Raw genomic sequence first — 13,390 nt, forward strand, 5'->3', positions numbered from 1 at the left:
ATGCAACTTCCATCAAATCGGGAAAGGAATATTTTATTTAGCTAAATTACCTAAATAGCTAGGTGGGTTATGTTTTGGGGCTGTAGTAGATTAGCCCTAAATCTCACACCATTTTCGCAACGTTTTGAGCTGTTCTTTTGATGTACCAAAGTTAAACCGAAATTCACATTCCTTCAAGAATAAAGGGAAATTTTTTCGGTTAATTCCGTTATATTTTCGGAGTACTCGCTTCGCTTGATTCCAAAAATTTTCGATGCCATTGATATGGTTTTGTTTCTCCGCAAAAAGTTCGGAATGGTTGATTCGCTCGTGATGAAATTCGCTCACATCAAGGGCATCATAGCTACGATAGGTATCCGTATAAACCCAGCTGTCAGGCTTGATTTTCCTTGTAATGACCGGCATTAGCGTTTCTGATTTGGTATTTTCTACCACTACGGTAAACACCTTTCCTTGACGCTTCAACAAACCGAATACAGCGACTTTCCCAGCCGCGCCCTCGTTTTCCTTTGCGACGACCACCAAAATAGCTTTCATCTACCTCAATTTTTCCCTCAAAAATTTTATGAGCTTCAAGGGCTAAATGGTGTTCAATGACCAGCCTAATTTTGTGGTAAAACAGGGCTGCCGTATTGGGTTGAATACCTAATAAATCAGCAGCAGTTCTAGCGGTCACTTCAGCAACAAAAAATTCAAGAAGCTTTTTCTGCAAAGATTTCTTTAATTTACAATGGGTTATCTTCATTTTTGTAGTATAGCAGTGATGCTAATCTACTACAGCCCCTAAGTTTTTTATATGTTTTGTAAATGTCCAACTAGTATAAATGTTCCATAGGGTAGATAAATGCTAACATAGCTAGTAACAGTACAAATATGACAGTACAGCAACTATGCTTGCGTAACCAAATCAGTATAGATAACCCGATAATGAACACGGCCACTTTATTTTTCTTAGTATCATTCATCTTTCATCACTTGTGGTAAGGTCGCCATTTTTTCGCACCTTTCATATTATCCCCACCAATGGCCTCAAAAATTTTGCCTGTTATACTTACTAATAAAGCTCCTGGACACTCTGTGTTGGCTTCACCTTTTTCTGCACACCAACCGTAAGCCTCTCCTTGGAAAATACGCACATAACCACAGTTCAACATACGAGGATGAGTATCTTTATAACGCTGACGATATTCGTGAGCAATATTTAGAAATTCTTGATTAGTCATACAAAGCTCCTAAAACTATACATTTTAGGTATTGTGAAATATTTTGATAAAGGAAAATAGAAAACTATATTCAAATCGCTTTTAATTTCTACTAAACATTTCTCAGTATTTCCATACACTAACACAAATTTACTCAATAATATTTCATCGTGAAACCAAGCTCACTCATTCTTATCCTAAACAGTATGTAATAACAGCCTCTTATGCCTCTCCTCAATTAGGTCTAATCCACCATCCCGATTCCGAATATGTCAAATATAACTATGCTGGGCTTTGGGAAAAGGACAATGATGGTAATCTCTTCTGCAATTACCAACAATTTATGACAGAATCAGAAGCAGCTGCCGCATTATGGGAACAATTTGGGCATACAGAAATTGAAGAGAATGAGTATGATGATGGAGAAGCTGAATATGAAATTGACGTCAAGGATACCTAACGGAATATGATCGGCACCTCCTAGATTGAGAGGTAACATCACAACTGGGTTCCCAAGAGAAAAACGGATTCGGTTTTTGCTTAGATTATCGGGCAGAGATTTGGGTTTCCCTGTAAAACGGACTATTGACACTTCCCAAATTCCAGCGTAAATTTAGTACAAGTAAAAAATTTGGAGACTACAATGTTATTCAAAGAAAAAGGCTACGATGAGTTCCTTGCTCAAAAAATTGCAAAAGGCAGAGCTGAATTAGAATCTGGAAAAGGTATTCCTCTTGAACAAGCCAGATTGTTAGTTCAATCAACTATTGAAGAAACTGCTCAAGAGTTAGCAGATTTCGAGCGTACAGTAGCATATGCCTAAACCAGTAATTTTATCGCCCGAGGCAATTAATGATATAAGAACTTGTGTACGTCAAGTAATGATATATACAGGTTTTGAAAATAGTGGGATCAAACTACAAGAAGATCTTTTTTCTAAGATAGATTCTATTGGATTTATGCCTTCCGCGATTGGTAGAATCCGTGATGAAAAGACACGAGAAGCATTTATTAGGGGCTATCGAATTGTTTATGAAGAACGAGAAGATCACATTTGGATTATTGCTATCATTCACTCCAGTAGGATCTACCCTAGAACTTAAAAACAGGAGAACAATAATGTCTCTAAAATCTAAATTCTCAGCATTTACAGCGGCGTATAAATCCGCATTAAAAAATAGCAGCAGTGATAATTGGAATGAAGCAGGTAAAGATATTTCTATAAAAAATACTTTAGAAGTTATAGGTAAAGGTTCAACTTATATTGCTAAGGAAGCAGCCGAGTTTTCAGGGATTTTAACGAAAGCTACGGTTAAGGTATTAATGACCCCAACTTATTCTAAAAAGCATTATAAGGGGTATCAATACGGTCCAGAAGGATACGGTTATTACTCCAACGGTATGAAAATCCACGATTAAAAAGCAATATGGCGTATATTAATATACGCCATATTTTTTTATTTTTGGTTTAACAGCACTTATCCCGTCGTCTGTACCTTGCTGAGCATTATTTCCAGCACCATTAATAGCTCTACTCAGTCCATCTCCAGCCTTAATGCCAGCCCAACTCAAAAACGAAATCCACAATGTAGGCATAACTAGATACATTGAATTTAGAATAAAGTTCATTATAAAGCCATCATCTACATTCTTGAAAGAATCCAAGATACTATTACCATATAACGCACTATAAATTGAAGTATCTAGCCAATAGGCTATCTCCCAAATAAAGGAGAGGAAAAATACCGAAAACCAGCCGAAGGTTATTGCCATCATCGCTTTCACACTATAACCACTAAATACAATAACCAATGGCATACTGATAGTCAGAGCAAATAAAATTAATGCTTGAATATAAGGCAATGCTTGTTTCATTACATCAAATATTGGCCCTGTTGCAGCATTGCCTACTGCTGCTCCTAGTGAACCCAAAGCTCCATTCCATAAGTTCAACATTGAGGCATCATTCTCCTCAATGGTATAAGCTCGTCCAGAACCATAGCTAACACCTTTATTTTGCGTTTTGATGTTTTGCACTGAGATCAAACCACGCAAGATTTTATCATCATAATCCTTTTCGCCAGACGTTGTTGCCCACGCTGAAATTTTATCCCACGTACTAGGCTCAATCTGCCCTAACAATCTCGCACGTAGTCCATTTGTGCCATCTTGCCACCATACATTGCAATAAGGAAAACCACCACCTAAGTTACGAGCTAAGGTCGAGTCACGAGTTGGATTACAAGGGAAAAACGGATTTGGTGCTTTCGCTTGTATTCTAGGATAGAGGTTCGGATTCTCTAATAAAATCTGTGAACCAATCCAAGCCAAATCTTGTGCTTCAGCCTCGCCTAAATTGCGAATAGAGCCAAAATTCTTTAAATAGGTTCTCGCTGGGATAAAGCACTCTTGCACAAAATCACTAACTTCTTTACGTAAGAATTGATCTTTAATCTGCGTACTTTGTACTTCAAAACGAATTTGCCTTAAATCAGGTTTACACGGAATGCTGGCAATCGCTCCGTGTGTACAGCATACAAACTCCAGCGTACAACAAGCCACAATAGCCACGAACGTTCCAAAAACTGAGGAACTTCGCCAGTTCCAATACAGTATTCCAGACCAAAATGCCCTATAGCAAACATTAATAGCATTACAACCAGCAAAGTGAGTAACACTTTGCCTACAGGCGTAAATTTACGTAGCCACTTCATCATTTACCCCTTGTAATTTAGCTTTTAGTATTTCAACTAACCAATGTACATCAACACAATCCACCACACTGATAGTTAAAAAACCTGAATTCCCCTCTGTATTTGGAATATCGTTAAAACCAGATAATGAGACCGTTAAACAAAATGGAGGCAAACCATTTTCTTGATTACGTTCACCATCGAAGTGAATTTTTATATAATTAGTATTTAAAACCCGATAATAACGTTTAGCGATATTCTGCACTACACCTGTATAACGCTGAATAGTCTCAACAAGTCGAGAGAGTTGTTCGCCTTGATTTTCTCTCAGCAGCTCATCAGCTGTTTTATCTGTATCCGTTGGATTAACGGTAAAAAAAGTTAATCGACGTAATTCATTAGGTAAGTTCTTTTCTTTTTCACCATTTCTTGTTCTCATTCATTCTCTCCTTTAATGTAAAATACCCCTTGCTCGGTCAATATTTTCAGCTACTTTTAGTGCGGCATAGAGTTCAGAAATATTATATTTCCGCATTAATTCTGCACGCTCTGCTTTTTCTTCTGGCTCTGTCATTGCAAGAGCAAGGTAAATACTCGGCGGTATAACACGGAATAAAGTTTCTTGTTTACTTGATAGCAGCACACCCTCAGTATATTTACGGTTTTCTTTCCGAACAGAAGTAATGAGTTGAATTTGAGCCTTAGTAAGTTGTTTAAAGTTATCCTGTAACGCATCTGTTACCTGTGTGCGAAGTTCTCCTAAATAGTCAGAAGAACGGCCTTCTGTTGGGATCATTGTTAATTCATAGACTGCTCCAACTGAACGACATCTTCAAGCAGTAACATTTTTTGTTCATCTAAAAATTCAGTATAGGGTAACTTATCTACAAAATATGAATTAGGCTGATACTGTTTAGCGTGTTCCGCTCGAGTATAATTTCCCTGACGGTGGACAAAAGGTATATTATCTGCTAAATCTGAAGCAGCAGATTGAGCCACTAAAGTTGATTCTGGAATCTTTTAAAAGCGGTCAAATTCCCCAAAAACTTTGCAAATCCCCTCTGCACTTTGACCGCTTGCCCCTTGATCTCAATCAACTTCCCCACCGATATGTGGAAAACCACAATACCCATCTCTATCACCACAAACCTACAATACCACCATTCATTAAAATAATTGTGGGGGAAGTATGGAGTTATCCAGACGCTTGTTTTTAAAAGAATTTTCTGCTTTAACGGTGGGAGCGGCAGCGGTTCCGTTGGCTCAGGCTAAGAGGTTTATGCCTGATCGCCGTGAGGGAGACGAAGCGAAACGCTATGGAATGTTGATTGATCTACGCAAATGTATCGGCTGTCAGGCTTGCACGGTGAGCTGTTCGGTGGAGAACGCTACGCCGTTGCATAGTTTCCGCACCACTGTTCGCCAGTATGAGATCACCAATGGATCAGCTGTGGCGAATAATGTGGTGTTGCCTCGTTTGTGTAACCATTGTGACCAACCGCCGTGTGTGCCGGTCTGCCCAGTGCAGGCAACCTTCCAACGCAAAGACGGTGTGGTGGTAATTAACAACGAGCAGTGCATCGGTTGTGGTTACTGCGTGCAAGCCTGCCCGTACGATGCCCGTTTTATCAATGAAGAGACCAAAACTGCCGATAAATGCACCTTCTGCACCCACCGTTTGGAGGCAGGTCTGCTGCCGGCGTGCGTGGAAAGCTGTGTAGGCGGTGCGCGGGTAATTGGCGATTTAAACGACCCAAACAGCCAAATTTCTCAGCTTTATCAATCACATAAAGATGAACTTAAAGTATTAAAACCGGAGGCTGGCACGGTGCCGTATGTGTTCTATTTAGGCTTAGACGAGGCGTTCGTGAGCAAAGTCGAAGGTCAGCCGATGCTTTGGACAGGGGAGGCGTAAGATGGAAAATGCAGTAATCAATGAAATTTTAGTGGAACCACAACATATCGTCTGGTTGCCGTGGATTGTCAATTATTTCTTCTTTGTCGGCGTGGCGGCAACGGCGGTTTTCACAGCGGTGCTGTTTGCAAAAAAATCTCAGAAACCGACCGCTTGTGAATTGACTGCGGTTACAGTGGCGTTTATCGGCTCGATTGTCGCCCCTGTTGCTTTAACCGCCGACCTGCACCAACCAAGCCGTATTCTGCATTTCTATACCGATTTTGCGTGGTGGTCGCCGATGGCGTGGGGGGCGATTATCCTGCCCCTGTTCAGCGTGGTGGTAGCCGGTTATTTTGTGCTGGCATTGGCTCATCACTCCCAACCTAACCTGCCGAAATGGTTAGCGTGGCTACAGTTGCCGATACTGCAAAATCAAGGCTTGCTTTGGGCATTCCGCTTGTTTGCTACTCTCACCGCTGTCGGCATTATCGGCTACACCGTGCTTGAAACCTACCAAACCGGCACAAAAGCCTTGTGGCACAGTGCGTGGCTGCTGCCGATTATGCTCTTTTCTGCGTGGGCGGTGGCATTTGGCTTAACCCAATTCATTGCTGAAAAATGTGGGGGCGTATGTCATACGCCCAAGGGGCAAAATCAGGGCGTACACCGTACGCCCCTACAAATCTTGTTGATTGTAACCGCACTTTCCGTCCTCGGCTTGACTTTCCACAACGCCGACACCCAACGGAATTTCGCCCTACTGTTCAACGGCTCCATCACCGCTCATCTTGTCGGCATTTGCTGGCTAATTGCCCTGATTTGCAGTTTTTTCAACAAAAGCCACCGCTTGCAATGGCTCGGCTTAGCCACCCTACTCGCCTTCGGCTGGTTAATCCGTTGGGTACTAGTGATCCAAATCCAAACCATCGCCAAAACTAACGCCCTGCAAAATCCATATCATTTTGATTGGCTCGCCGTTGATGGCGGATTAGGCATTATGGCGATTTGGGGATTGGCGGTGTGTGTGAGTGTGGCGGTGTGGCAGGTGGTGAGCTTGATGGTGAAATCACGGTAGCTTTATAGAGCTTTTTACTTCACAAAATTATACAATGTATAACCTCAAATCAACGGAGGCGAAAATGCAATTAACGATTAAGAAATGGGGAAATAGTGTCGGCGTGCGGATTCCTGCACCGATTTTGGCAGCCTTGCAGTTGCAAGCAGAAAACTTAGTCGATATTCGGGCAGAAAACGGAAAAATTATTATTGAACCGGTCCGACAAAAGTACAGTTTAGAACAGCTTTTATCGAGCATTACCGCAGAGAATTTGCATCAGGAAATCGACACTGGCGAGCCGGTCGGTAAGGAGTGGTAATGAGCGATTATGTACCTGATGTTGGCGATATTATTTGGCTAAATTTCACGCCATAAGCCGGACACGAGCAAGCGGGGCATCGCCCTGCCGTGGTACTCACACCTGCATCTTATAATAAACTCACCGGCTTGCTGACCTACTGCCCTCTGGCGACTAAAATCAAAGGCTATCCTTTTGAAGTGCAAATTGACGGTAAGCCTGAAAATGTCGCCCTTTCCGACCAAATCAAAAGCCTTGATTGGCGGGTTCGTAAAGCTGAATTTAAAGGGAAGATTGCGGAGAGTGAATTGGTGGATATTCGGAAAAAGGTTGGGGTGTTGTTGGGGATTTAGACTTACAAGCGGTGAAATACGGTCAGAATTTTGCAAATTTTAACCGTATTTCATTAAAAACATAGCGATTTACTAAAACCGAATTTGAAAATTCAATTTGAAGAAAAATTCCCCATTTTCCTCATAAATCTCACCGAATTTATTTCTGCCGGCACTGGGGGTATCAAATTTAGTATTATGAAAAAGATAATTATCAAATTCATTTCTACTATAAATATGATAGCAAACAATTTCACCGTTTTCTTTCACAACAAGATAATCGCCTGTTGCGTCATATATACCTTGCCATACATTCGTTGGTGTCATACCTAATGCAACGATATTCAAGAAATTTTTTACTTTATAAGTATAAAACCTATGATGAAATTCTTTATCATACTGTATCGGATTGGCTTCACAAGTTTTAGCCACAATATCATTCACATTAATTGCTTGTCCTGAAAAATACACCTTTAACATTTTTGCCATTATTTCAGGAAAATGCGTATCTACCATCACTAAGTTATTTTTAAAAACAGGTTTATCAATATTTTCAAATTATAGATCATAGCCATATTCTAAAATCTTTTGAACCCGTCCTTTTACATCAGCCTTTCCACGAGCACTCATCAGACTATTAATTTCATTTGTTCTTTTATTATTCCAGTGAGGGATTTTAAAAATAAAGTTTGTACTTTGGCTGGCGTTGAATAGTATTGTGATATCCCTGTCAGCAATACCATTCTTAATCCAAACTTTACCCTTTTGCATACTTTACCTCTTAAAAATATGTCTTCTATGAAAATCCAGTAGTTCTAAATCAGGACTTAATCGCTCAGGCAAAGTGATTTCCTGATTTTCATAAGGGAGAAAAAATTTCACGGTTTCCGCTGTATTCAACAATAAAGGCGATAAAACGACTCTAAATTGCTCATCAAGTGTGATTAAACCACGATCAAAGGCTTTATCGTGTAAGGTATTTAAACATAGCCCATTTCTCGGATTAAGGCGATTATCCAGATCATCTTTCCAAGGTTTAATATGACTTGCGACAAGTAATTCCGGCATTTCTATCCCTGTAATGCAACATTTTTGATTATAGGCGGCTAGTACGCTACTACGGAAAAAATGCTGATTAGCACGAACTGCTACTTGTGAAATTTTCTCTTTACCTTCTGGAAAAGAATAGACCTGTTCATCAAGGCTGTCCGGTATTTTCTGGGAATTTTTTCGAAGTTTGGCAATAATGTGTTCAAAATCCCAATAAAGCTGTTCCCATTTTCCCTGATAGTGATTCCAAACTTGCTCATCTAATTTTGAACCATTTGATAATCCCGAGATATTTTTAATTTTTAGCGTATTATCTAAACGCCCTATATTACCAATTTTCATACCTAAGGCAGAAGGTGTTCTTTCTAATAGCTCGGCATACTCTTGAATAGTAGGATTTGATTTACTGACTTTTTGGAAAGGAATAATAAAATAGAGATATAATGCCACTGTGGTTTCTTCTCTTGTCCAGTTTCGGCGTGCCTCAGATATGAATGTAACCATAACAACTCTCTCTATGTAAAATTCGGTAAATTCTAGCATATTCACTGATTGAAAATAACCTCTAAATGCTTTTGCAAATTTCTGCCTAAACCCGACCGCTCCCCCTTGATCTCAATCAACTTTCCCCCCGATATGTGGAAAACCACAATACCTTTTTCTCTGGCTGAAAACCTACAATATCGTCATTAAAAAAGAGTTTAAACCTTTGTGGGGTGAGTGATGGATAATAAACGCAGAAATTTATTGAAAGGTGGTTTGGCTGTCGGTGGGGCGGCGGCGTTTGGAGCGGGGTATTCGCCGAAGGTGTCGGAGATTGCCAAAGGGGTGATGAATGGCACATCGGGCGAGAAAACCCGTGATGCAATTCACGGTAATTCATTAGTGCCTGAGTATCAGGTGAAAGAGGGCAAACTGCTCAGCAATCCTGATCAAATTGTGTGCAATACGCAGTGTATGGGCTGTTGGACGCAGTGTGGCATTCGGGCGAGGGTGGATTTGAACACCAACCAAGTTATTCGCATTGCGGGCAACCCCTACCACCCGCTCTCTTCCGATAAAACTCTGCCGTTCGGTATGCCGATTGCCAAAGCGGAGGTGTTACTAGCGGGCGAAAGTGGAATTGAAAACCGCTCTACCGCCTGTGCCAGAGGTGCGGCATTTTTAGAAGGCGTGAACAGCCCCTACCGCATTACTCAACCATTAAAACGGGTTGGCAAGCGGGGCGAAGGCAAGTGGCAGACCATCAGTTTTGAGCAGTTGGTGGAAGAGGTGGTGAATGGCGGTAATCTGTTCGGTGAGGGCGAAGTGGAGGGCTTGAAGGCAATACGCAACCTACAAGATCCGATCAACCCGAAACAGCCCGATTTAGGCGTGAAAGCTAACCAGCTCCTTGTGACTTTTGCTGGCCCCGAAGGTCGTCAGCCGTTGTTGCAACGCTTTGCTCAGAAGAGTTTCGGCACGATCAACTTTTCCCAACATGGGGCGTACTGCGGGGCATCTTACCGTGCCGGTTCGGGGGCGTTTATGAAGGATTTCGACAATAACCAACACGCCAAGCCGGACTGGGATCACGCTGAATTTATCCTGTTTATCGGCACTTCACCGGCTCAATCGGGCAACCAGTTCAAACGCCAAGCCCGTCAGCTTGCCAAACGCCGTCCTGATGACAATTTCAGCTATGTGGTGGTTTCGCCCCGCTTGGAGATGACTTCGTCCCTTGCCACGCAGAATAACCACTGGGTGCCGATTAAGCCCGAAGGCGATTTGGCTCTGGTGATGGGAATGTTGCGTTGGATTATCGAAAACAACCGTTTCAACGCCGATTATCTCTCCCGCCCGAGCCTGTTTGCGATGGAGAAAGCGGGCAATGTGAGCTATGCCAACGCCTCTCACCTGATTATCTGTGAGCCGAACCACCCGAAATTCGGTCAGGCATTGCGGATTAGCGATATTCAAGCGGTGGTACTCGACCCAGAAGAGAAAGTGGAAGAGAATGTTATCGTGGTCAAAGATCAGGCAACGGGTGAGCTGATTGCCGCTAAACAGTGCGAACAAGCGGTCATTTTTGTGGAACAAGTTGCAAAATTGCTCGATGGTTCGGAAGTACTGGTCAAATCTTCAATGCAGTTGCTCAAAGAGTCCGCCCAACAAAAAACACTGGCAGAATACAGCAAGATTTGTGGTGTGCCGGTGCAAACCATTGAAAACTTGGCGAAAAAATTCACCTCTCACGGGCATAAAGCCAATGCCATTACGCACGGCGGCACCATGCACAGCACGGGCTTCTACACTGCTTGGGCAATTTTGCTGTTAAATGCGATGGTCGGCAACCTCAATAAAAAAGGCGGAATGTCGGTCAGTCCCGGCAAATTTAAGGATTTCGGCGATGGCCCGAGATATGATTTAGCCAATTTCCCGAACCAAGTGAAGCCGAAAGGCACGAACCTCGCCCGCAGTAAAAAGGCGTACCAAAATTCGAGCGAGTTCAAGCAGAAAGTGGCGAAGGGCGAAAATCCGTACCCTGCACAGGGGGCGTGGTATCCGTTCACCAGCGGGCAGACCACCGAGATGATCACCTCAATGGTGCAGGGCTACCCCTACTTTGCGAAGGCGTGGATCAGCCATATGAGCAACCCGATTTACGGCTTGACGGCGATGAACCCGATTGCGTTGGAGAAACTCAAAGATCCGACCATCTTACCGCTCTTTATCGCCGTTGATGCCTTTATGAACGAAACCACCGCTCTGGCGGATTACATCGTGCCGGATACGCACAATTTCGAGAGCTGGGGCTTTTCAAGCCCGTGGGCAGGAGTGCCGACCCGTGCCAGCATCGCTCGCCACCCGATTGTCGCCTCACTGAATGCGAAAACGGCGGAGGGCGACACAATCTGTATGGAGGCCTTTGTGATTGCCGTTGCCAAGAAAATGGGCTTGCCGGGCTTTGGTGAGAATGCGATTGCCGATTTGGAGGGCAACAGCTATCCGCTCAACCGTTCGGAAGATTACTTTCTACGAGCGGCGGCAAACATCGCTTTTGTCGGCGAAAAACCGGCTCCTGATGCAAACGAGCAAGATCTACTGCTCACTGGCGTGCAACGGATTATGCCGAAAATCGAGCAGACACTCAAAGCGGAAGAACGCCTGAAAGCGGCGAATATCTATTGCAAGGGCGGGCGGTTCGCCCCACACGAGAGTGCTTGGAAAGGCGATAATATGGCGTTCCAGTGGAAAAACTGCCTGCAAATTTGGAATGAAACCGTGTATAAAGCCCAACACCACAGCAACGGCGAACACTATTGGGGCTGTCCGAGCTATATGCCGCCTCGTTTTGCGGACGGCTCAACGCTTGAACAGCACTACCCGCAAGCGGAATGGGGCTTTAAACTGATTTCGTTTAAATCGAACATTATGAGCAGTATCACTGCCCCGCTGTTACGCCTGCTCTCGATCAAGCCCGAAGGCATTGTCGCAATGAACCGCCTTGATGCCGAAGAGCGAGGAATTAAACACGGCGAACTCGTAAAACTCAGCACCCCAACCGCCAGCCTCAGCGTACAAATAATGGTGCTGGACGGCATCGCACGAGGCACGATTGGGATTGAGCACGGCTACGGCCACAAACAGCTCGGGGCAAGCTCCTACACCATTGACGGTGTGGAAGTGCAAGGCAACCCGATGATCGCCAAAGGGATTAACCTCAACGATCTTGGCATTATCGACCACACCAAAGCCGCCAAATCCCCGTGGATTGATTGGGTCTGCGGCTCGGCGGTACGCAACGGCATACCGGCGAAGGTCGAAAAAATGATTTAACGGCAGGGCAAGCGGTGGATTTTGCAACATTTTCTACAAAATTCACCGCTTGTTGCTGCATAAAATTCTCAACTTTTGAGAGAATAGCCCGCATTTTTCCGCTGAAAAGTGCGATAACACGATGGCCTAGCCATCTTTTCAACACAGGAAATCCTATTTTATGAAAAAAACCACATTAGGTCTGATCGCAGCGGCACTGTTTGCCGCTAGTGTCGCTCAAGCTGCCGATAACCAATATCAACATATTCGCAATGCGACCGCTAAAATTGAGTATGCGGGCAAAACCTTTTTGGTCGATCCGTACCTTGCCGAGAAAGATCGCTACCTACCGCCAAATGCTCAAAAGCGTAACCCGACCGTAGAGATGAATCAAAGCATTGAAGAAGTGCTGAAAGGCGTTGATGCGGTGATCGTCACCCACACCCACGCCGACCACTGGGACGATGTGGCACAACAACGTGTGCCGAAAGATCTGCCGATTTTTGTGCAGAACGCCGGCGATGCCCGTTTAATCCGCTCACAAGGCTTTACCGATGTGCGTGTGGTGGGGAAAGATACCCCGTTTGAAGGCGTAACCTTAACCCGTACTCGTGGCCAGCACGGCACCGATGCGATGTATGCGAACCCGAAAATTGCCGAAATGGTCGGCGATGCGATGGGCGTAGTGATGAAAGCCGAAGGCAAACCGACCGTCTATTTGGTGGGAGATACCATTGGAACCACGAAATCGAACATTCGTTCAACACTTACAAACCGGACTTTGTGGTGCTGAATGCCGGCTGTGCCAAACTGCCGAATTTTGAAGGCAGCCCGATTATGTGTACCGAAGATGTTTCCAAAGTACACAAAATCGCTCCACAAGCGAAAATCTTAACCGTGCATATGGACGCACTGCCGCAAACCTCTATCAGTAGCGATCAGATGCGTGACTATGTGCAAAAAGAGGGCTTAGAGCGTGTGACTGTGCCGAAAAACGGTGATGTGATTAAGTTCTAATACTGTAAATATATGGGCAGTTACATACTGCCCTGTTCTGTTCTAC

General features: G+C 43.7%; 13 protein-coding genes and 5 pseudogenes. 9 read left to right on the forward strand and 9 right to left on the reverse strand.

Translation table 11 applies throughout. The features are described from left to right. Positions 1-96 precede the first annotated feature (96 nt). A pseudogene (locus tag ACERCG_RS04760) lies at positions 97-745 on the reverse strand (IS1595 family transposase). Positions 746-971: 226 nt separating this feature from the next. Then, positions 972-1,223 carry a hypothetical protein gene (locus ACERCG_RS04765; protein ID WP_373610921.1) on the reverse strand — a complete coding sequence of 84 codons (252 nt, stop codon included), beginning with the start codon at positions 1,221-1,223 and terminating at the stop codon, positions 972-974. Between the two features lie 622 nt (positions 1,224-1,845). On the opposite strand from ACERCG_RS04765, the gene ACERCG_RS04770 reads away from it, so the two are divergent. The 3 genes from ACERCG_RS04770 to ACERCG_RS04780 are packed head-to-tail and all read left to right on the forward strand — an operon-like array spanning position 1,846 to position 2,621. Beyond that, positions 1,846-2,025, forward strand: coding sequence for a hypothetical protein (locus tag ACERCG_RS04770; RefSeq protein WP_373610922.1), 180 nt, complete (start codon positions 1,846-1,848; stop codon positions 2,023-2,025). Next, a complete protein-coding gene (locus tag ACERCG_RS04775) occupies positions 2,018-2,305 on the forward strand; it encodes a type II toxin-antitoxin system RelE/ParE family toxin (protein WP_373610923.1) in 288 nt (95 codons plus the stop codon). Before ACERCG_RS04770 ends, ACERCG_RS04775 begins: the two co-directional genes overlap by 8 nt. A 16-nt stretch (positions 2,306-2,321) precedes the next feature. Beyond that, positions 2,322-2,621 carry a hypothetical protein gene (locus ACERCG_RS04780; RefSeq protein ID WP_373610924.1) on the forward strand — a complete coding sequence of 100 codons (300 nt, stop codon included), beginning with the start codon at positions 2,322-2,324 and terminating at the stop codon, positions 2,619-2,621. A gap of 18 nt (positions 2,622-2,639) precedes the next feature. Here the strand turns inward: ACERCG_RS04780 and ACERCG_RS04785 are convergent, their stop codons facing one another. The 5 genes and pseudogenes from ACERCG_RS04785 to ACERCG_RS04805 form a co-directional block, all read right to left on the reverse strand. Next, on the reverse strand, positions 2,640-3,773 hold the full coding sequence (locus ACERCG_RS04785; protein WP_373610925.1) for a conjugal transfer protein TraG N-terminal domain-containing protein: 1,134 nt from the start codon (positions 3,771-3,773) through the stop codon (positions 2,640-2,642). Next, positions 3,689-3,919 carry a hypothetical protein gene (locus ACERCG_RS04790; RefSeq protein WP_373610926.1) on the reverse strand — a complete coding sequence of 77 codons (231 nt, stop codon included), beginning with the start codon at positions 3,917-3,919 and terminating at the stop codon, positions 3,689-3,691. Before ACERCG_RS04790 ends, ACERCG_RS04785 begins: the two co-directional genes overlap by 85 nt. Further along, on the reverse strand, positions 3,900-4,334 hold the full coding sequence (locus ACERCG_RS04795) for a hypothetical protein (RefSeq protein ID WP_373610927.1): 435 nt from the start codon (positions 4,332-4,334) through the stop codon (positions 3,900-3,902). Before ACERCG_RS04795 ends, ACERCG_RS04790 begins: the two co-directional genes overlap by 20 nt. A gap of 12 nt (positions 4,335-4,346) precedes the next feature. Next, positions 4,347-4,613, reverse strand: a pseudogene (locus ACERCG_RS04800) (hypothetical protein); the annotation flags it as partial. A gap of 80 nt (positions 4,614-4,693) precedes the next feature. Further along, the gene (locus ACERCG_RS04805) at positions 4,694-4,894 is read right to left on the reverse strand and encodes a hypothetical protein (protein ID WP_373610928.1); all 201 of its coding nucleotides are present in this window, start codon (positions 4,892-4,894) and stop codon (positions 4,694-4,696) included. A 190-nt stretch (positions 4,895-5,084) separates the two neighbouring features. Between ACERCG_RS04805 and ttrB the strand changes: the two genes are divergently transcribed. From ttrB to ACERCG_RS04825, 4 genes and pseudogenes are all read left to right on the forward strand, one after another. Further along, positions 5,085-5,810 (forward strand): tetrathionate reductase subunit TtrB, encoded by a 726-nt coding sequence (gene ttrB, locus ACERCG_RS04810; RefSeq protein ID WP_373610929.1) that lies wholly within the window; start codon positions 5,085-5,087, stop codon positions 5,808-5,810. 1 nt (position 5,811) lies between these two features. Next, the gene (gene nrfD / locus ACERCG_RS04815) at positions 5,812-6,867 is read left to right on the forward strand and encodes an NrfD/PsrC family molybdoenzyme membrane anchor subunit (RefSeq protein WP_373610930.1); all 1,056 of its coding nucleotides are present in this window, start codon (positions 5,812-5,814) and stop codon (positions 6,865-6,867) included. Positions 6,868-6,931: 64 nt separating this feature from the next. Next, on the forward strand, positions 6,932-7,168 hold the full coding sequence (locus ACERCG_RS04820) for an AbrB/MazE/SpoVT family DNA-binding domain-containing protein (protein WP_373610931.1): 237 nt from the start codon (positions 6,932-6,934) through the stop codon (positions 7,166-7,168). A 68-nt stretch (positions 7,169-7,236) separates the two neighbouring features. After that, positions 7,237-7,500: pseudogene (locus ACERCG_RS04825) on the forward strand (type II toxin-antitoxin system PemK/MazF family toxin); the annotation flags it as partial. Positions 7,501-7,572: 72 nt separating this feature from the next. On the opposite strand, the pseudogene ACERCG_RS04830 reads toward ACERCG_RS04825, so the two are convergent. Then, positions 7,573-8,250 (reverse strand): annotated as a pseudogene (locus ACERCG_RS04830) (HpaII family restriction endonuclease). 3 nt (positions 8,251-8,253) lie between these two features. Then, entirely contained in the window at positions 8,254-9,033 is a 780-nt protein-coding gene (locus tag ACERCG_RS04835; RefSeq protein WP_373610932.1) for an HNH endonuclease, read from the reverse strand. Positions 9,034-9,252: 219 nt separating this feature from the next. Here ACERCG_RS04835 and ACERCG_RS04840 point away from each other — a divergent pair, with 219 nt between their 5' ends. Beyond that, positions 9,253-12,348: a tetrathionate reductase subunit A gene (locus tag ACERCG_RS04840; RefSeq protein ID WP_373610933.1), complete on the forward strand. Its 3,096-nt coding sequence runs from the start codon at positions 9,253-9,255 to the stop codon at positions 12,346-12,348. Positions 12,349-12,508: 160 nt separating this feature from the next. After that, positions 12,509-13,344 (forward strand): annotated as a pseudogene (locus ACERCG_RS04845) (MBL fold metallo-hydrolase). Positions 13,345-13,390 lie beyond the last annotated feature (46 nt).

It is taken from the genome of Mannheimia sp. E30BD (genome assembly GCF_041807785.1).
Lineage (GTDB): Bacteria > Pseudomonadota > Gammaproteobacteria > Enterobacterales > Pasteurellaceae > Mannheimia.

Excerpts from the sequence above, each read along its gene's own strand:
- ACERCG_RS04765 (WP_373610921.1), bottom strand. The coding sequence starts at position 1,223 with ATGACTAATCAAGAATTTCTAAATATTGCTCACGAATATCGTCAGCGT.
- ACERCG_RS04770 (WP_373610922.1), top strand. The coding sequence starts at position 1,846 with ATGTTATTCAAAGAAAAAGGCTACGATGAGTTCCTTGCTCAAAAAATT.
- ACERCG_RS04775 (WP_373610923.1), top strand. The coding sequence starts at position 2,018 with ATGCCTAAACCAGTAATTTTATCGCCCGAGGCAATTAATGATATAAGA.
- ACERCG_RS04780 (WP_373610924.1), top strand. The coding sequence starts at position 2,322 with ATGTCTCTAAAATCTAAATTCTCAGCATTTACAGCGGCGTATAAATCC.
- ACERCG_RS04790 (WP_373610926.1), bottom strand. The coding sequence starts at position 3,919 with ATGATGAAGTGGCTACGTAAATTTACGCCTGTAGGCAAAGTGTTACTC.
- ACERCG_RS04795 (WP_373610927.1), bottom strand. The coding sequence starts at position 4,334 with ATGAGAACAAGAAATGGTGAAAAAGAAAAGAACTTACCTAATGAATTA.
- ttrB (WP_373610929.1), top strand. The coding sequence starts at position 5,085 with ATGGAGTTATCCAGACGCTTGTTTTTAAAAGAATTTTCTGCTTTAACG.
- nrfD (WP_373610930.1), top strand. The coding sequence starts at position 5,812 with ATGGAAAATGCAGTAATCAATGAAATTTTAGTGGAACCACAACATATC.
- ACERCG_RS04820 (WP_373610931.1), top strand. The coding sequence starts at position 6,932 with ATGCAATTAACGATTAAGAAATGGGGAAATAGTGTCGGCGTGCGGATT.
- ACERCG_RS04835 (WP_373610932.1), bottom strand. The coding sequence starts at position 9,033 with ATGGTTACATTCATATCTGAGGCACGCCGAAACTGGACAAGAGAAGAA.
- ACERCG_RS04840 (WP_373610933.1), top strand. The coding sequence starts at position 9,253 with ATGGATAATAAACGCAGAAATTTATTGAAAGGTGGTTTGGCTGTCGGT.